Consider the following 19497-nt stretch of genomic DNA (forward strand, 5'->3'; position numbering starts at 1 on the left):
CGATTTTTTAGACATCAAGTGTACTATAGACGGCATTTTCTTCGATAAATTCACGACGAGGCTCTACTCGATCCCCCATCAACATATCAAAGATTTTATCTGCCTCAGCTGCATCATCCACAGAAACTCTTGCCATTAAGCGATGTTCGGGATCCATGGTTGTTTCCCACAACTGGTGATCATCCATTTCACCCAAACCTTTATAACGCTGAATGGTTGGTTTGGCACGTCCTTCACTATGGCGGGACAAGGCTTCTTGGAGTTTAATTTCTTGGTCTGCTCCTGGCTGGATATATTCTTTAATCTCGCTTCCAACCTTGACACCATAGATTGGTGGTTGGGCGATATAAACATAACCAGCTTCTAAAATTGGTTTCATATAACGATAAATCAAGGTTAAAAGAAGAGTACGAATGTGGGCTCCATCGACATCGGCATCGGTCATCAAAACAAGTTTTTGGTAACGAGCTTTTGAAACATCAAATTCTGCACCAAATCCTGTTCCCATCGCTGTGAAAAGACTACGAATTTCTTCGTTAGCTAGAATCTTATCCATACTTGCCTTTTCAACGTTCAAAATCTTACCGCGGATTGGAAGAATTGCCTGAAATTCACGGTTACGACCAGATTTGGCTGACCCACCAGCTGAGTCTCCTTCGACGATGAAGAGTTCTGTTTCAGCAGGATTGTTAGAAGAGCAGTCTGCTAGTTTACCTGGAAGGTTGGAAATTTCCAAACCAGATTTTTTACGAGTGACTTCACGCGCACGCTTGGCAGCCACACGAGCTTTGGCAGCCAAAATTCCTTTTTCTACAATGCGTTTTGCAATTTGAGGATTCTCCATAAGGAAATCAGAGAAGGCATCACTGAAGAGACGATTGGTAATTTTGACCACTTCGCTATTCCCCAGTTTTGTCTTGGTCTGTCCTTCAAACTGTGGATTTGGGTGTTTAACCGAGATAACTGCAGTTAATCCTTCGCGGACATCTTCCCCTGTTAGGTTGTCTTCATTGTCTTTCAGTAACTTATTCTTACGAGCATAATCGTTGATGACACGTGTCAAGGCTGTACGGAAACCTTGTTCATGCGTTCCACCTTCATGGGTGTGGATATTATTGGCGAAACTCATGACATTTTCATGGTAACCCGTTGTGTACTGCATGGCTACTTCGACTGTGATATCATCCATTTCACCATCTGTGTAGATTGGTGTATCAAAGATTACATCCTTGTTCTCATTGATATATTCAACGTAACTAGCAATCCCACCTTCATAGTGGTAATGCTTAGTTTGTTCTAACCCCTCACGCTTATCTGTAATGGAGATTTGAAGACCACGATTTAGAAAGGCCAACTCTTGAATCCGTTTATTTAATTTATCGAAATCAAAGGTTGTTGTTTCAGTAAAGATTTCTGGGTCCGGTGTGAAGTGAACTGTTGTTCCAGTCTTATCCGTATCTCCAACCACCTCAAGATCTGCGACAACATGACCACGACGGTATTCTTGGTAATGAATCTTACCATTTTTGTGGACATGAACGTCTAATTGAGTTGAAAGGGCGTTAACAACTGAGGACCCCACTCCGTGAAGACCACCTGAGACCTTATATCCGCCACCGCCAAACTTTCCTCCAGCGTGAAGAACAGTAAAGACAGTCTCAACGGCAGGTCGACCTGTTTTTTCCTGAATATCGACTGGGATACCACGCCCATCATCAACAACTGTAATCGAATCATCGGGCTCAATAAAGACTTGAATATGGCTAGCAAATCCTGCCAAGGCTTCATCAATTGAGTTATCAACAATTTCCCAGACTAGATGGTGAAGACCTTCTTTTGAGGTCGATCCGATATACATCCCTGGACGCATACGAACAGCCTCTAAGCCCTCTAAAACTTGAATTTGACTGGCATCATAATCTTGTGCCTGCAGATTTTTAATTTCTTCTGTCATCTTATTCCTTTTTCTTACATGTCTAATACTTGTCTTAAATTCACGATACTGGTAAACAAGTGGGTATCGAGTCCAGCAGCTTGCCCTGCTTCGATATCAATCGGCCGATCACCGATGACAAGACCAGAGTTAATTTGATACTTTTCTCTTAAATAAATCATGGACTCAGGATCTGGTTTTCTCTTAAAGCCTGAGTTAGAAGTCACCACTTCTGTAAAATAAGCTGCTATAGAGGTTTTTTCTAAAATTTCCAAGACCTGATCATTTCGATGAGAAACTAAAAAATGACGGCCACCTTGATTTGAGATATCTTCCAATAAACCAGAAACTCCATCAAATAAAATCGGATGTTCTAGCTCTCTGGCTTCATTTTCCTTGTACTTTTCTAAAAAATTCTCTAAGTTGGGAGCGAATGTCTCAATCGCAAAATCAGTAGAAACCTTTAAAGCCTGATAGACACTGTCATGGTCTTGTGTGATGCCATACAATGCCAATGTTTCAACAAATGCAGCTGTTGAAGTTTCGTAATTATCTAGTAAAGTTCCACCTAAATCCCAGATGTAATCGTGATATTTCATACCCTTCATTATAGCATTTTTTTATGAAAAAAGCGATGATTTCCCTGAGTTTTCCACATAAAAAATGCTCTATGATATTTATATAGGATAAATTTCTTATAGATATTATGAAACCTATTTTCTTGTAGAAAAAAGCCCCATATAATCTATAATGAAAAGTAACCAAACAATCATTAGAGAGAATCATATGGAACAATTATATTTTAACACAAAACTACTTTATATTAAAAATCCTAATATCCAATTTATGGATGTTATTAATAAGGGGGGTAACTTCTCAAAGTAAGTTCCACTTGACTGGTATTGAGACTAGCTTTTCACTAATCTTGTCTTGAAATTTTAAAATAGATTATAAAACCTTACTCAAGAAGTCCTTAGTCCGTTGTTCTTGGGTTTGTTCAAAAATCTGTTCTGGTGTTCCGTCTTCAACAACCACACCGTCTGCCATAAAGATGACACGGTCTGCCACCTCACGGGCAAATCCCATTTCATGAGTTACGATAACCATGGTCATTCCTGACTTGGCTAGGTCTTGCATAACCGCCAGCACCTCACCTACCATTTCAGGGTCCAGGGCTGAAGTCGGCTCGTCAAAGAGTAAAACATCTGGTTCCATTGCCAAACCACGCGCAATGGCAATCCGCTGTTGCTGCCCACCTGACAAACTCTGTGGATAAGCAGTTGACTTATCTGGTAAACCAACTTTTTCCAAAAGTTCCTGAGCTCTCTTCTCAGCAACTTCCTTACTTTCACCTTTGGTCTTGATAGGAGACAAAGTGATATTTTCCATCACAGTCATATTAGGAAAGAGATTAAATTGTTGAAAAACCATGCCCATCTTCTCACGCATGGCAAAGAGGTCATTCTTCTTGTCCGTAATATCAACTCCCTCAAAGATAACCTTACCCTTGGTCGCTTCTTCCAACAAATTCATAGAGCGAAGCAAGGTAGATTTCCCACTCCCTGAAGGACCGATGATAACGACAACTTCTCCTCTTTTAATCTCGAGGTTGATGCCCTTCAATACTTCATTCTTTCCAAAGGATTTATGTAAATTTTCAATTTTTATCAAGGTTTCCGTCATTATTTCTTATCTCCTTGTCCCATACGTTTTTCAAAAGCTTTCAAGGCTACTGTCAAAATAGAAGTCATAATCAAGTAATAAAAGGCTGCAAATAAAAGTGGTGTTAAAGGTAGATAGGTTGTTGTAGAAACTGTTGTAGCTCCGTTCCACAACTCCATGACACCAATAGCTGATAAAAGAGAACTATCCTTGATAATTGTGATAAATTCGTTCCCCAATGCTGGCAAAATATTTTTGATAGCTTGTGGCAAAATCACATAGCGCATAGCATTTTTAGGACGAATTCCTAAAGAATAGGCCGCCTCTAGCTGACCTTTTGGAACCGCATTAATCCCAGCACGAACAGTCTCAGAAACATAAGCACCACTGTTCATAGAGATAATCAAAATCCCTGGAATCAGACGAGAAAGGTCAACACCTAAAATTCCAACCTGAATAGTCGGAGCATTGATGTGCATAAGGGCAAAGGCAATCATAATCTGAACCATCATCGGTGTCCCACGGAAAATCCAAACGTACAAGTTGGCGAGCCAAACAAGCGGTTTAAACTTTGAACGTTGCCCAAAAGCCAAGACAACACCCAAAATAGTTCCCAAAAAGACAACACAGATAGAAATGAGAACCGTCACGACAGCCCCATAGTTAAAATAAGGTAAATACTTAGGTAAAAAAGAAAAATTCATAGTCACACTGCTTTCTAAAATAGAATACTGTATGATTATAACATGGAATGAATTAAAATTCAAATCTTTTGTCTAATTTATTCAAAAAATCTTTAAGCTGGTAGAATTAGCGAGAAATCTTAGTTTTTTCTAGGCAAGTTGGCCTCCTTTATGGTAAAATAGTAACGATAAGAAATGAAGGAGAATCAAAATGGAATCACATTTGGTTAGAATCATCAACCGCCTTGAAGCAATGGCAAAAGACGGCGGAAATTTAAAACGTAATTTTGAACGCGAAGGAGTTGTTGTTGCAGAAGTTGCATACAGCCACGACGAAGAAAACGGTTCAATCTTTACCCTTCGTGATGTAGAAGCTCGCGAAACTTATACTTTTGACAGCATTGACTTGATTGCAATGGAAATTTACGAACTTCTCTACTAATCTAAAACAAGCTGGGATTGCCCCTGCATGTCTAACCAAAATCCTTTTTGTCTTACAAATAGGATTTTTTTATAACTCAATTTCTCAAAGATTTTCATTGTAACAACTTCTCAAAGCTGCAATCTTTTTACTTGCTTTACAGTCCAATCCTGTTATAATGAGAGTATAGAAATTTGACTATTTTTGACCTTTAGATAGGTCAGGCAAAAGAAAGAAATGAGGTAGATGTATGCTTTGTCAAAACTGTAAAATCAATGACTCAACAATTCATCTTTATACCAATCTCAATGGAAAACAAAAGCAAATTGACCTCTGTCAAAACTGTTATAAGATTATCAAAACAGATCCTAACAATAGCCTCTTTAAAGGTATGACGGATCTAAGCAATCGTGACTTTGATCCCTTTGGTGATTTCTTCAATGACCTAAACAATTTTAGACCTTCTAGCAATACTCCTCCGACTCCCCCAACCCAATCAGGTGGAGGTTACGGTGGAAATGGCGGTTATGGTTCCCAAAATCGTGGGCCTGCTCAAACTCCTCCACCAAGCCAAGAAAAAGGCCTGCTGGAAGAATTTGGTATCAACGTAACTGAGATTGCCCGTCGTGGAGATATTGACCCCGTTATTGGGCGCGACGATGAGATTATCCGTGTCATTGAGATTCTCAATCGTAGAACCAAGAATAATCCTGTTCTTATCGGTGAACCTGGTGTCGGAAAAACTGCCGTTGTCGAAGGTCTAGCTCAGAAAATTGTTGATGGCGATGTTCCACATAAACTCCAAGGTAAACAAGTCATCCGTCTAGATGTAGTTAGCCTAGTTCAAGGAACGGGTATCCGTGGACAATTTGAAGAACGTATGCAAAAACTCATGGAAGAAATTCGCAAACGTGAGGACATCATCCTCTTTATCGACGAAATCCATGAAATTGTCGGTGCTGGTTCTGCGGGCGATGGCAATATGGACGCAGGAAATATCCTCAAACCAGCCCTTGCTCGTGGTGAACTGCAACTGGTCGGTGCAACTACCCTCAATGAATACCGTATCATTGAAAAAGATGCTGCCCTAGAGCGTCGTATGCAACCTGTTAAGGTCGATGAACCAACGGTGGAAGAAACAATCACTATCCTCAAAGGCATTCAAAAGAAATACGAAGACTACCACCACGTTCAGTATACCGATGCTGCGATTGAAGCAGCTGCAACTCTTTCCAATCGTTACATCCAAGATCGCTTCTTGCCTGACAAGGCCATTGACCTTCTAGATGAAGCTGGTTCTAAGATGAACTTGACTTTAAATTTTGTAGACCCTAAAGTGATTGATCAGCGCTTGATTGAGGCTGAAAATCTCAAATCTCAAGCTACACGAGAAGAAGATTTTGAGAAAGCTGCCTACTTCCGCGATCAGATTGCCAAGTATAAGGAAATGCAAAAGAAAAAGGTCACAGACCAGGATACTCCTATCATTAGTGAAAAAACCATTGAGCACATTATCGAGCAGAAAACCAATATCCCTGTTGGCGATTTGAAAGAGAAAGAACAATCTCAGCTCATCCATCTAGCCGAAGATCTCAAGTCTCATGTTATTGGCCAAGATGATGCTGTCGATAAGATTGCCAAGGCTATTCGCCGTAATCGCGTCGGTCTCGGTACGCCTAACCGCCCAATCGGAAGCTTCCTCTTCGTCGGGCCAACTGGTGTCGGTAAGACAGAACTTTCCAAACAACTGGCCATCGAACTCTTTGGTTCTGCTGACAGCATGATTCGCTTTGACATGAGCGAATACATGGAAAAACACAGCGTGGCTAAGTTGGTCGGCGCCCCTCCAGGTTATGTTGGCTACGATGAGGCTGGGCAATTAACTGAAAAAGTCCGCCGCAATCCATATTCTCTTATTCTCTTGGATGAAGTAGAGAAAGCCCATCCAGATGTTATGCATATGTTCCTTCAAGTCTTGGACGATGGTCGTTTGACAGATGGGCAAGGACGTACCGTTAGCTTCAAGGACGCTATCATCATCATGACTTCAAATGCAGGTACAGGTAAGGCAGAAGCCAGCGTTGGATTTGGGGCCGCTCGCGAAGGACGTACCAATTCTGTTCTCGGTGAACTCGGTAACTTCTTTAGCCCAGAGTTTATGAACCGTTTTGATGGTATTATCGAATTTAAGGCTCTCAGCAAGGACAACCTCCTTCAGATTGTCGAGCTTATGCTAGCAGACGTTAACAAGCGCCTTTCTAGCAACAACATTCATTTAGATGTGACAGACAAGGTCAAGGAAAAATTAGTTGACCTCGGTTATGATCCAAAAATGGGAGCACGCCCACTTCGTCGTACTATTCAAGACTATATAGAGGACGCAATCACTGACTACTACCTTGAAAATCCAAGTGAAAAAGACCTCAAAGCAGTTATGACCAGCAAGGGCAAGATTCAAATTAAGTCTGCCAAAAAAGCTGAAGTAAAAACTTCTGAAAAAGAAGTATAAATCCTACAGAAAAGGAGTAGAAAATGAAAATTTTCTGCTCCTTTTTATTAAAATAACTATAAATTCTTGACAGCTCGGTCTTTCTCCATTAAGATAATAATAAAGATAATAAATAATGAGGAAAATTCAATGGCAAACCCAACTTTCGGAGAAAAGAAAGCAAATACAGACTATGTTTCACGCTATGGCGTATATGCAGTTATCCCTGATGCTGAACAAAAACAAATTGTTCTTGTTCAAGCACCTAATGGTGCTTGGTTCCTACCAGGTGGTGAAATTGAAACAGGTGAAAATCATCAAGAAGCCCTAAAGCGTGAATTGATTGAAGAGCTTGGCTTTACAGCTGAAATTGGTACCTATTACGGACAAGCTGACGAATATTTCTATTCTCGTCACCGTGACACCTACTACTACAATCCAGCCTACCTCTATGAAGCGATTTCTTTCAAAGAAGTGCAAAAGCCACTAGAAGACTTTAATCATATTGCCTGGTTCCCTATTGATGAGGCTATTGAAAACCTCAAACGTGGTAGCCATAAATGGGCTATCGAATCTTGGAAAAAACAGCATAAGATTGGCTAAATCAAGCTACTTTATTCAAAAAGTGCTATAATAGAATTAGAAAATCGGAGGAAATGTTATGAAGCTTATCAATACAACAAACTCACACTCGCAACTTGTAAAAAGCCAGCTAGAAAGTACAGATGCAACTCTTGTTGAGGTTTATTCTGCAGGGAATACTGATGTTATTTTTACCCAAGCTCCGCTTCACTATGAAATCCTCATCTCAAACAAACACCGCGCTATCCGCGAACCTGAAATCGAAGCTATTCAAGAATTTTTCTTGAAACGTAAAATTGATAAGGAATCTATTGATGAGGCCAATATCAAAACCCTCTATTCAGAAAAATTAATTGGAATTTCGATTCCAACCAAATAAAATCTTGGAGAGATTAGAAAGTGCTTTAAACCTTATGGAACAAAATTGGGTTTATTTAGCTTTTTAAATCATCTCCAATTTTTTATCTTGAAATCCTATCATACACAATTTTATAGGTAACAAAGGAGACAAGCATGGGAGACATGATATATCGAGAGGCAAGACTTGAAGAATACGAAAAAATTGGAAAAATATTAGCCAATTCCTTTCTTGACTATCCCTTTTTAACGATTATAAGGGATGATTTAAAGAAGCCTGATTATTATCCTAATTTTGTAGAAACATTACAAACAATGCTTACCAGAGTCTATATTAAAAAAGGAAACTGTTTAGTTGCGGAACAAGATGGAGAATTACGTGCAGTCGCCCTTTTGCAACAAAAGGATTTCTGTATACTATCCTATCTACAAAATGGCGGAACAAACATTTTTCGCTACATTCGACCACGAAATCTTTTTAAATACTTTGACTTTGTAAAACGTTCCAAAAAGCACTTAGAACAATCAGGAGAGTTTGATTGGTATTTGATGGCTTTAGCTGTTAATACAGCAAGTAAGGGGCAGGGAATAGGCAGTACTTTTCTGACACAAGGGATTGAACCTTATGTCAAATCAAAAGGCTGTAAACACTTGGGACTCATAACCAGTACAGCTAGAAATTCCTCATTCTACGAGAAAAACGATTATGTATTACTGGACCATATGGACTTAAAATACGGGTCAAAATCAATTGGTAACTGGGCATTTTTAAAAACAATGAATAAATTATAACAGGCCAGCAATTTACAAATCCTATTTAAATAAGGATAACTTATATTTATAAAAACCAACGTTCAAAACGTTGGTTTTCTTATCTATTTGACTGCTTCTTTCAAAGTATCTACCTTATCCAAACGTTCCCATGGAAGGTCAATATCTGTACGTCCCATGTGTCCATAAGCCGCTGTTTGACGGTAAATTGGACGCTTAAGGTCCAGCATTTGGATAATTCCTGCTGGACGAAGGTCAAAGATTTGACGAGCAGCTTTTTCAAGTTTGCTTTCAGCTACTGTTCCTGTACCGAAGGTATCGATACGAACAGAAACAGGCTGGGCAACACCGATAGCATAAGCCAATTGCACTTCCGCCTTCTTAGCAAGACCTGCTGCAACGATATTCTTGGCAATATAACGAGCCGCATAAGAGGCTGAACGGTCCACCTTAGTCGCATCCTTACCAGAGAAAGCACCACCACCATGACGAGAGTAGCCACCATAGGTATCCACGATAATCTTACGACCAGTCAAACCTGAGTCCCCTTGAGGTCCACCGATTACAAAGCGACCAGTTGGATTGATGAAGAATTTGGTTTGCTCATCCAAGTAAGAAGCCGGAATAACTTCTTTAATGACCTTGTTAATCACATCATTATGAATTTGTTCGTTGCTGACTTCTGGATCGTGCTGAGTTGAAATCACGACTGTGTCCACACGTACTGGACGGTCATTTTCATCATACTCAACTGTAACTTGTGATTTAGCATCTGGGCGAAGATAGCTGATTTCCCCAGACTTACGAAGTTCTGCCAAACGACGAACCAATTTATGACTGAGTGAAATTGGCAATGGCATGAGCTCTTCTGTTTCATCCACTGCAAATCCAAACATGAGCCCTTGGTCTCCAGCACCAATCAAATCAAGCGGATCTTGGTCTGCATTCCCACGAACCTCCAAGGCTTCGTTGACACCTTGGGCAATGTCAGGAGATTGTTCCACCAAAGATGGATGTACTCCTACAGTCTCAGCAGAAAAACCATATTCTGTATTGGTGTAGCCAATCTCTGCAATAGTGTCACGAACCACACGGTTAATATCCACATAAGCATTTGTAGATATTTCACCAAAAACATGGACGGAACCAGTATATACAGCTGTCTCAGCAGCAACGTGCGCCTCTGGATCCTCTGCTAAAATAGCATCCAAAATCGCATCTGAAATTTGGTCTGCAATCTTATCTGGATGTCCCTCAGATACAGATTCAGACGTGAATAATTTACGTTCTGACATAAAAATGTCCCCCCTTAAAAATAGTGTTATAGAGTTACAAAGTACTGATAGGTATTTTCATTTTCTAAGAGTTACGAAGCGAAAGAAATAAAAACGATACTTTTTTATTTCTGAAGCTAGTAAGGCGGATAGGGTGACCGCCCTATAGCGACAACCGTAAAATGACGAGCGACTACTTTAGAGCCGTCAGTCTTTGCGAATTACAAAGTACTGATAGGAAAACTCTTAGTGATAAATATCTACCATCTTATCGGGACTATATAACTTTATCATTATACCATTTTTTATCGCAATTTGCAGTCTTTATTGTAGTGTTTCTGTTTAAATAGTTCGTTCTCATAAATAAAAAAAATTGGAGCTCAGTACTCCAACTTTTTCTATTAAAATGTTTGGCGTTTTGCTTTACGCTCTGCGCGACCGCGAGCACGATTTTCAGCGCGCTTGGTTTTGCGGCGCTTTTCATCAACCGCCCATTTAATTTTTTTCTTATAACCTGGTTTGACTTTTTTCTTTTTCTTTTTTACCAAACCAATCATTTCGATATCAAGTTTATCTTGTTTTTTCTCACGGTTGGCACGACGATCACGGTCATAAGTATCTTGAAATTCCCCGTCTTTGACCATCTTAGGAGTAAACTTGATTCCCAATTTCTCCAACTCACGGATATCCGAGTCATCACTTGGCTGGTAAAGGGTAATAGCTGTACCTGGTAGGCCATTTCTTCCAGTACGACCAACTCGATGAACAAAGAAGGACAAATCTTGCGGAATAGCATCATTGATGACATGGCTGACACCTTCAATATCAATTCCACGCGCTGCCAAATCTGTTGCGACAATATACTCAAAATCCAGATTTTTCACCTGGTTCATGATACGTTTGCGCTCACGAGGGGCAATATCCCCATGGATTTTTGCCACCTTCAAGCCTTGAGCAGTCAGATATGAATGCAATTCATCAGCACGCGTTTTAGTGTTAACAAAAATCATTGCCAAATACGGTTGCATCAACTGAGTCAACTGGTAAATTTGAGCATTCTTATCTCGGCCCTTGGTCGAAATCAACCAATTATCAATGGTATCAGAAATGACCGTTTTGGTCTTGATTTTTTCCATAACAGGATTTGACAAGTATTTTTTCAAGAATGGTTGCAGTTTTTGTGGGATAGTCGCTGAGAAGACCATGAATTGCAGGTCTTTTGGAAGGCTTCCAGCAATCTTATCAACAGTTTCCAAGAATCCCATATCCAAGGTCATATCTGCCTCATCGACCACAAAGGTCTTAGCCTTGTGAATAGCTAGATCACCAGACTTAACTAAGTCATAAATACGGCCAGGCGTTCCGATAACAATATGAGGCTGGTTACTTGCCAATTTGTCAATCTGGCGAGCCTTATCTGTCCCTCCCACATAATTAACCACACGAACTTCTACTTCTGAGTGAGTAGCAATCTGACGGGCTGCTTGGTAAATTTGAGTAGCTAATTCACGGCTCGGTGCAGTAATGACTGCTTGAACACTATCGCTGGCTTCATCTAATTGCTGGAAAATCGGCAATAGGAAAGTGTGAGTCTTACCCGAACCTGTTTTTGATTCACCGACTAGGTCACGACCAGCCAAAACAATAGGAATTAACTTATCTTGCACCTCTGTTGGAGTTGTAAATTTCAACTCCTCCAAGGCTTCTCTAATATAGTTTTTAAATTGAAATTTCGTAAATGACATAATATCCTCGATTCTATCTATCTTATAAATTATACCACATTTTATTCCATTTCAGTAGTCTCACTTATTTAGGTTATATTATCCAATAATGGTGTGACGGTTCAAATCGCCATTATATCAACATTTCTAAACTCAATAACTCTATTTCAAGGCTGTTTCTTACTGTGAATCCAGATTGTTTTATGTTATAATTATAGTGTAGATAATTAAACCGTATGTTGTTAGAGAGGTGTTTTATGGCTAAGAAAAACTTGAATTTAGATGAAATTATGGCTTATATTGAGAAATTGCCGTTTACTCAATTCAAAAGCGTTGTAGAACATTACTCAAATACCCAAGATAGCGACTTCTCCGATACCCTTAACAAACTGACCGTTTCAAACTTTGAGCAACGGTTAGAGAGTTTAGAAGTAAATTCTTCATGTCCTACTTGCTCCTCTCACGATATAGTTAAAAACGGTCGTAAGAATAATATCCAACAATTCAAGTGTAAAGAGTGCAATAGGAGGTTCACTCGTTTTACAGATACTATCCTAGAAAAAACACGTTGGCATTGAGATATTTGGATTAAAGTCCTAGAAATGACAATTAACAGCTATTCCATACACGATATGATAAATGTTTTGACTAAAGACTATGGTTGCGAAGGTATCAACTACAAGACGGTATGGCTTTGGAGAATGAAACTAATACATACTCTAACTGAAATGCCCATGCCAAAACTAACAGGCGTTGTGCAAGTTGATGAAACTTTTATCCGAGAAAGTCAAAAAGGAAATCGGAAGCTAAAATCCACCATCGGAAATAGTGTCGAGCGTAAAGCTAGATATGGTCGCCAACCCTCTCAATATGGTGTTATGGGAGCGGAGTTTGCGACTGTTGTAACTGCTATTGATAATCGTGGTTATTGTGTTTGTAAGGTTGCTAGTCTTGGAAAACTGTCTCCTGAACTATTCTTTGATTTATTTGACCAACACTTTGATAACATCGCTTATTTATGTAGCGATGCCAATAGCGTGTATGAAGATTATTGTCAGTTGAGAAACACTCCACACTATGTTAGACCTTCAAATTTCTTAAAAATCATAGGTAACTACGGCTATATCATTCAAGCAACAGAAGAATTTGAAAAGAAAACCAACAAAAAGGTATTAGAACACCTCTACTATGAAGGGATAACAGACAAAATAACCAACCGTGGCGAAATCCTATTTGATACTTTTAACGATATAAAATACCAAAATGGACTTTCTCTTGCTCGTGTCAATGAACTGCATAATGAGATTAAGCAATATATCTACCGTGATATGACAAATGTATCAACAAAACACCTTCAAGATTATATTGGATTTTTCACTTATATCAGAAATTGGCGAACTACTAACGGTCATTACCCAACCTCACAGAATGATGCAGAAAATATCTTTATCGAGATTTTGAAAACAAAGAAAAACCTTACTTCAACTGAAGTAAGGCAAAAAGAATTATCATTACCAAAACCAAGTTCTCGCTATATGGAAGTATTGAAAGAAGAAACGGAAAAGGCTAGAAATGCCATTGATAACCCCTATTTCAAGTTTAACGAGGAAGATGGAGTATTATCATTCAATAAGCGTGAGTACCTCTTAGACTTGCCAAAAACACGCCTATACGCTATCGCTAAGGAATGTCGGATTCCTCGTTACAAGAAACTAGCTCATTGGTCGTTGGTATCAGTTATCTTGAAGCAGGATAATATTCAAGATATACTCTACCAACAACTCGCAAAAGACCGAAATCAACTCATAGATGAAGAAGATTTGGAAGTGATGCGGTCTAGTGGGTATGTGTTATAAAGCAGATAACAATTTTATGATTTCACTATATACTACATGAGCTTTCTCTTTCTTTTGTTCTTCCTTCTTCATAGAATACTCTATGTCTCTAACTATTTCTTTTTGTTCTTCTAAAACTATCATTGGTATAGGGAAATCTCCTAAATTTTTTGGGTAAATATTTTTATTTTGAAGACCGCTATAATCAGTCATTATTAAACTTCTAAAAAAATCAGTTAATGTAAAATAATAAAAGTATTCAGGGAGAATCTTATTTTTGTCAACTCTCACTCTAGTTGTAAAATCGGCATATATACCTTCTACATTTTTGGGAATTAACGATGTTTTACCGATTGCTTCTCCAGAACGTGCAATTATTACATCTCCCATTGCTACACTCTTATTTTCATAATTAGACAGATAATATTCACTGGTAACTAATTTAGCTTCATCAGCATTGAAATCCCAAGTTTTTATGGTGTTCATTGATACATAGTAATAATTTGAAAACATACCATCTGAAACATATTCTTCAGGTTTTATTGATTGTCCGAGAGTAATTCGTTCTGTTGTCAAATTTTTCAGTAGTTCAAAATTTTGATTTTGTAAAGTGCTAATTATATAACTTCTAATCGGATGATTGAAATGAAAACTCATTCTAAGGTCATTCGAGTTTACAAATATAGAACTATCTCGATAAAAAACTCTATTCTCTTTTATTTTCTGAAATTCACTTAAATCCCAAAAAAATTTCTTGGAAAAAATTTCGTTACAAAAGTCAAATCTTGTGATAGATTCTTGCAATAACTTCTGTATTTCTTGATATTTTGCAGAAATTATAGAAAAGTTATCTTCTCCATTAGAATAGATTTTATCTATTGTTGTTTTATCAAAATTTATATATCGTAAGTCTGAAAATTTGATAGTGGGATAACCTTTACCTACTCTAGCTACTGAAATTATATCATTCAGGAAAAAATCTCTCAATATGAAATAGTTTATCAAACTATATCTAAGGTCAACCGAACGTAGATGAATGAATGCGTTTGTAAAAAAAATGTCCTCTTTTGTCTCATCAATGTAGATAATCTTTTTAAGATTTGGTCGAATAGAAGAAATTAAAATATCCCCTTTTTTTACTTTGATAATATCGTTGTTTCTTATTTTTTTATAATAGTCAACATTCTCAAAATCTCTATCTTCATTTTCAAAATCGAGAGAAACGGGATTGACTGTTCCATTGGAATCTACATCTCCAATTTGGCAGTATCTAAACTTTCCGCTTGGAATATCATTAACAGTATTAGAAGTAACTTCTTGAAAAATATCAGTAAAAGAATAGCTTTCTTGATAATTTCTGTTTGACAGACTAATAAAAGAATAATCAATTCGCAAACTATCCTCTATAAATAAATCTTTAAAAGTATAACTGGTTATTTTCATATTTTATCCCATTCTATTTCTCTAATTAAGCTAAGTATATTTGCTTTTTCTGTATCAACAGTTAATATTTCTCCGTTTTCATCCTCTAGGTAGAGTTCGTTTTTGGATTTTTGCAAAATAACCTTACCTTTTCGTTTTTTAACTTTGAATCCAATATGCTCAGTTTCTGCCATAAAAACATTGTTTTGTAATTCTGTTTTGTTGGCTATATATCTAAGAACCCAGTTTATATTTACTTTATATCCTTCAGTTAATTCTTCCAAATCTTTGTCAGGAATTAACAATCCTTGTTTTCTATTCCCCTCTGTATCTAATAATTCAGATTTATACTTTTCTAATAAGATTTCCCAAGATTCGCTAGAATCAATTTGCAAACCTATTCCAACTTGCAGAAATTCCGCAACCGCCAAAGAACGTTGTTCCCCAGAAAGCTCTTTGATATTTAATGTCTTCTCGTCTTTTTCTTCAAAAAATACTTTATATAGATTTCCTACAATGAGACTTAAACGATTATATTCTAAACAAGCTTTGATGATGTTTTTGTTCCAATTTTTAATCTCATCATTTGTTTTTTTCTGTGCAAAGAGAATTGACGTTTTGGTAGGAGTATAAGCAAAAGTAGTTTGTGGTAAAGATACAAGAGCTTTTATCTTAAAATACTTAAACAGAAACACTCGTATATATTTGTTTTGAGCGGTATCAAAGATACTTTCAGGCAATACAACAGCTAACCTCCCATTAGGTTTCAATAGCTGATAGTATCTTTCAATAAACAAATTTTCTGAACTCTTATTTGAGAAGATAAAATTACTTGCAACTTCTTTTTGTGTATCCCCATCTAATTTTACGGAGAATGGTGGGTTACTCATTATAATGTCAAAATGTTCGTTGACAGGTTTAGAGTACACATCACTAAGTATATTTTTCTCTAGTTCGTTATTATCACGTTTATTGCCATCTGCATCTAACTTAAGATACTTTGTGAATTTTGATAACCCATCTCCTAATTCTGTTCCGGAAAATACGTTTGCAGAGCCATCTCCATGTAAAATCATATTTACCTTGACGGCAGTTCCTAAATCATGATTTAATTCAATGCCATATACATATTGCTGTGCCCATGTATTTTCAGCCCAACTTGGGAACCATTGATTTCTTTTTTGAGTAATTTGAGGATTTCGTTTTAATTTAGTAGTTTTTGAAATCTCGTGTGTTAATAACCTCATAAATTCAACCATAAATGTACCACTTCCAGCAGATGGGTCTATAAAATATGGTAAACTAGGTGTCCCATTATTGATGAGTTCGATTGCTTGTTCATCAGCTTTTACTGCATAGAACATAAACTTTACAATGTTTTGAGGGGTAAAAAATTGACCTTTACTTTGTTTATAATCACTCTGAATAATTCCTTCAAAAAATTTTCCTAACAAGTCTTGGTTTGCTATAACACCATTTTCAGCTCTAAAAGCATATTTTTCTAAAGTTTGTACTGTGTGTTTTAGTTTTGAAAGAGAAAATTTTCCACGTTGAACTACTGGCGGAATGTCTGCTTCATTCGTAATAGACATTCTTTCTTTAACTGCATCAATATACAATCCATTTATTCTATCATATAAATCTTCCAAACTTTCAAATTCTTCATTTGAATCAATAAAAGTGTTAGATTGAAATTTATATGCTTCATCATCAGAAGTGGTGTCCTCATCATGTATTTTAGCTAGAATTAGATTAGTCAATGCTGAAAAAATATCATTATCAGAAGTTGCTCCACCACCCCAAAGGACATCATGCAACTTAACACTTAATTGATTGATAGTAGATTCGCTATAATCTAACTCTAAATCTTTGTCACTTCCTCGAACATAAGGTTTTTTTATTGCTAAACCGTAATTTGAAGGTATAGTATCTGTATATTCACGATTTTCTTTCCATAGTTCATAGGAATTATTTCTACTATAATCTAATAACATCGAATTATCTTGGACAGAATTATTGGTAAAATTGATACTAGAATAGACCAAGTATTTTACATTATGTCCCTCAGCTATTTCTTGACTGGCTACTTTTATCAACTGATTTTCAATCGCAGTTTCCATTTCAATTTCATACTGACTTGGAGACTTTATTTCAAAGAACAAGAAGGCGTCTCCGTTAGCATCTGATAATCTGACATCAACATAAACCTCTTTAGCTCCTCTTCCTAGATTGAATCGCTTTTCTAGTTTTATTCTTTCGACTGGATAGCCTAATTCATTTACTAATTTTGTGATAATAAATGCTCTCGTCCATTCCTCATCACCACAATTTTCCATTTTAATTTTTTTATCCATTGATAAACTTTTATCATAGATTATAGAATCTTGTTCTACATCCACCTTCACAATTTGTTTATCAAAGGATTTTATATACTGTTCGATTAGGTATTTTTCTTCTTTTGTTATTTTCCCCATGATTGCTCCCTCCCTCTAAACACAAAAAACAGAACTTACACGCTTAGTAGTAAATTCTGTCTTTCTTTTTGTAGCATAAAAAGAGGTTAAAGAAATAACCTTAATTACTTGTCTTGTCTTGTCTTGTCTTGTCTTGTCTTGTCTTGTCTTGTCTTGTCTTGTCTTGTCTTGTCTTGTCTTGTCTTGTCTTGTCTTGTCTTGTCTTGTCTTGTCTTGTCTTGTCTTGTCTTGTCTTGTCTTGTCTTGTCTTGTCTTGTCTTGTCTTGTCTAATGATTGTACCATCATTCTCTCCTTCGTCAAGCATTTTTCTTCTGAATTAGGCGTAAAACTTTTTGACCTTTTTCAGTAATTGCATACTTACCACGCTTATTTTGATAAGGGCAAACATAATCTCCCTCAATCAAATCACGCAATAGTCTATTTGTTTTTAATTTTGACATGTGGTTGATGTCAGCTATCTCTTGTTGAGATAGGGGGATATAATAATCGCCTTTCACTTCGACTTGATTTTCCTTCAGCGACTTTAGCAGGCGGAAAGTATCATTTGCGAAAGGTTCAAGAGTAAATTCAACCATAAGTAACCCTCCTAACTTAATTATTATATCACAAAACAAAACCACATAAAAGGTCATATACATACACCGTAAAATATTTTGAAGTAAATTCTCAACGAGAAAACAACAAAAACTAGCCGTTTTTAGCATTTTCAGCTATCAATGGTTAGTTTTCTTGTTGTTATAAAGCCGTTTTAAGGCATCAGTTAGTTATCACTCTCTAATTGGATAATATAATATTTAGGCTATTTCCAGTAGCATCTCTAGTCAGAAAAAGGCTGGAATTTCATGATTCCAACCTCTTTTCATACTCAATGAAAATCAAAGAGCAAACTAGGAAACTAGCCGCAGGTTGCTCAAAACAGTGTTTTGAGGTTGCAGATAGAACTGACGAAGTCAGTAACATCTATACGGCAAGGCGACGTTGACGTGGTTTGAATTTGATTTTCAAAGAGTATCAGTTATTATTTCCAGTTTAAAATAGCACTCAAGCCATAGTGATCACTAACTTGTGGACTCTTGTTGCCATCAAATACGACATGTAAATTTTCCACCGCTAACTCTTTGGTAGTAAAAACATAGTCGATTCGAAGGGGTTCTGTGTTCCCCTTCCAGCCATCAATTTCTGGTGGAACAGTATAGCTACCACTTTTCTCTTTAGCAACTTCAAATGCGTCTTGTAAGCCTAATGGACTAGCTAAAATAGCTTGGTAGCCTTCCTGACCTGCTGGATTGTTGAAATCTCCAGCAAGCAAAAGTGGCTTGTTCAATTCTTTCAAGACAGCCTCAAATCGTGCCCATTCTTCTTGGAAACCTTTATCCCACCAAGAAAGGTGGACACTGGCAACTGCAAGTTCATTACCATCGACTACAGTTTCAGCTAGAGCGACACGGCGAGTATGATAGTCTGTTGGATCATCCACATCTGAAACCAAAATTTCTCTTGCTTCAATAGGTGTTTTAGACAAGATAGCCACACCTTCATGGTAGCGGTCATAACCAATATGGTTATAGGCCCAAGTCCAGTAGTAATCTTTCCCTTGCTCTGACAACTTTTCAACCAAAAGTCTAACATAATGATCTTTATGAATCGGCTCAGCTGCTGGTAAAGCTTGATAGAGATCATTAACTTCTACCTTAGGCGAGGTGATTACCTGATTGATTTCTTGGAAACAAATCAAATCATAATCTTTATCAAGAATATCTTCAAGCAAAAGCTGGAATTTTTCCTCGGCTTCTTTTTCCATCCAGCTATGAGTATTGAGTGTTAAAAATTTCATGCTTTTCTCCTAAAACAAGAGGTTGGAAAACAGCTT

Annotated in this window: 18 protein-coding genes; 7 read left to right on the forward strand and 11 right to left on the reverse strand. The window is 37.3% G+C overall.

Going from position 1 to position 19497, the window contains the following annotated elements:
* Positions 1–7 precede the first annotated feature (7 nt).
* The 4 genes from gyrB to DXN33_RS07710 all read right to left on the reverse strand — a co-directional run bounded on the left by gyrB (position 8) and on the right by DXN33_RS07710 (position 4299).
* Positions 8–1954 (reverse strand): DNA topoisomerase (ATP-hydrolyzing) subunit B, encoded by a 1947-nt coding sequence (gene gyrB, locus DXN33_RS07690; protein ID WP_115904770.1) that lies wholly within the window; start codon positions 1952–1954, stop codon positions 8–10.
* Positions 1955–1968: 14 nt separating this feature from the next.
* The gene (locus DXN33_RS07695; protein WP_033681420.1) at positions 1969–2532 is read right to left on the reverse strand and encodes an HAD family hydrolase; all 564 of its coding nucleotides are present in this window, start codon (positions 2530–2532) and stop codon (positions 1969–1971) included.
* A gap of 349 nt (positions 2533–2881) precedes the next feature.
* Positions 2882–3616, reverse strand: coding sequence for an amino acid ABC transporter ATP-binding protein (locus tag DXN33_RS07705; RefSeq protein ID WP_115904772.1), 735 nt, complete (start codon positions 3614–3616; stop codon positions 2882–2884).
* Positions 3616–4299 carry an amino acid ABC transporter permease gene (locus DXN33_RS07710; protein ID WP_001011642.1) on the reverse strand — a complete coding sequence of 228 codons (684 nt, stop codon included), beginning with the start codon at positions 4297–4299 and terminating at the stop codon, positions 3616–3618. The genes DXN33_RS07705 and DXN33_RS07710 overlap by 1 nt, the downstream gene beginning before the upstream one ends.
* Positions 4300–4489: 190 nt before the next feature.
* Here DXN33_RS07710 and DXN33_RS07715 point away from each other — a divergent pair, with 190 nt between their 5' ends.
* From DXN33_RS07715 to DXN33_RS07735, 5 genes are all read left to right on the forward strand, one after another.
* Entirely contained in the window at positions 4490–4720 is a 231-nt protein-coding gene (locus tag DXN33_RS07715; RefSeq protein ID WP_000443570.1) for a DUF1797 family protein, read from the forward strand.
* A gap of 229 nt (positions 4721–4949) precedes the next feature.
* Positions 4950–7208 (forward strand): ATP-dependent Clp protease ATP-binding subunit, encoded by a 2259-nt coding sequence (locus tag DXN33_RS07720; RefSeq protein ID WP_115904773.1) that lies wholly within the window; start codon positions 4950–4952, stop codon positions 7206–7208.
* A gap of 129 nt (positions 7209–7337) precedes the next feature.
* The gene (locus DXN33_RS07725; RefSeq protein WP_115904774.1) at positions 7338–7790 is read left to right on the forward strand and encodes an NUDIX hydrolase; all 453 of its coding nucleotides are present in this window, start codon (positions 7338–7340) and stop codon (positions 7788–7790) included.
* A gap of 58 nt (positions 7791–7848) precedes the next feature.
* The gene (locus tag DXN33_RS07730) at positions 7849–8148 is read left to right on the forward strand and encodes a DUF1827 family protein (RefSeq protein WP_115904775.1); all 300 of its coding nucleotides are present in this window, start codon (positions 7849–7851) and stop codon (positions 8146–8148) included.
* Between the two features lie 134 nt (positions 8149–8282).
* The gene (locus tag DXN33_RS07735) at positions 8283–8918 is read left to right on the forward strand and encodes a GNAT family N-acetyltransferase (protein ID WP_115904776.1); all 636 of its coding nucleotides are present in this window, start codon (positions 8283–8285) and stop codon (positions 8916–8918) included.
* 83 nt (positions 8919–9001) lie between these two features.
* Here the strand turns inward: DXN33_RS07735 and metK are convergent, their stop codons facing one another.
* The gene (gene metK / locus DXN33_RS07740) at positions 9002–10192 is read right to left on the reverse strand and encodes a methionine adenosyltransferase (RefSeq protein WP_115904777.1); all 1191 of its coding nucleotides are present in this window, start codon (positions 10190–10192) and stop codon (positions 9002–9004) included.
* A 380-nt stretch (positions 10193–10572) separates the two neighbouring features.
* Positions 10573–11916, reverse strand: coding sequence for a DEAD/DEAH box helicase (locus tag DXN33_RS07750; protein ID WP_115904778.1), 1344 nt, complete (start codon positions 11914–11916; stop codon positions 10573–10575).
* Positions 11917–12152: 236 nt separating this feature from the next.
* Here DXN33_RS07750 and DXN33_RS07755 point away from each other — a divergent pair, with 236 nt between their 5' ends.
* Positions 12153–12473, forward strand: a complete 321-nt coding sequence (locus DXN33_RS07755) for an IS1 family transposase (protein ID WP_115904779.1) — start codon at positions 12153–12155, stop codon at positions 12471–12473.
* A gap of 123 nt (positions 12474–12596) precedes the next feature.
* Positions 12597–13751: an insertion element protein gene (locus tag DXN33_RS07760; RefSeq protein ID WP_258864246.1), complete on the forward strand. Its 1155-nt coding sequence runs from the start codon at positions 12597–12599 to the stop codon at positions 13749–13751.
* Here the strand turns inward: DXN33_RS07760 and DXN33_RS07765 are convergent.
* The 5 genes from DXN33_RS07765 to DXN33_RS07785 form a co-directional block, all read right to left on the reverse strand.
* Positions 13746–15173 (reverse strand): hypothetical protein, encoded by a 1428-nt coding sequence (locus DXN33_RS07765; protein WP_115904781.1) that lies wholly within the window; start codon positions 15171–15173, stop codon positions 13746–13748. The genes DXN33_RS07760 and DXN33_RS07765 overlap by 6 nt on opposite strands.
* On the reverse strand, positions 15170–17626 hold the full coding sequence (locus DXN33_RS07770; RefSeq protein WP_220312706.1) for an N-6 DNA methylase: 2457 nt from the start codon (positions 17624–17626) through the stop codon (positions 15170–15172). Before DXN33_RS07770 ends, DXN33_RS07765 begins: the two co-directional genes overlap by 4 nt.
* 100 nt (positions 17627–17726) lie before the next feature.
* Entirely contained in the window at positions 17727–17909 is a 183-nt protein-coding gene (locus tag DXN33_RS07775; RefSeq protein ID WP_142745833.1) for a hypothetical protein, read from the reverse strand.
* A 14-nt stretch (positions 17910–17923) separates the two neighbouring features.
* Entirely contained in the window at positions 17924–18202 is a 279-nt protein-coding gene (locus tag DXN33_RS07780; RefSeq protein ID WP_115904784.1) for a hypothetical protein, read from the reverse strand.
* 443 nt (positions 18203–18645) lie between these two features.
* Positions 18646–19461, reverse strand: a complete 816-nt coding sequence (locus DXN33_RS07785) for an endonuclease/exonuclease/phosphatase family protein (RefSeq protein WP_115904785.1) — start codon at positions 19459–19461, stop codon at positions 18646–18648.
* Positions 19462–19497 lie beyond the last annotated feature (36 nt).

Source organism: Streptococcus sp. NM (genome assembly GCF_003390135.1).
Taxonomy (GTDB): domain Bacteria; phylum Bacillota; class Bacilli; order Lactobacillales; family Streptococcaceae; genus Streptococcus.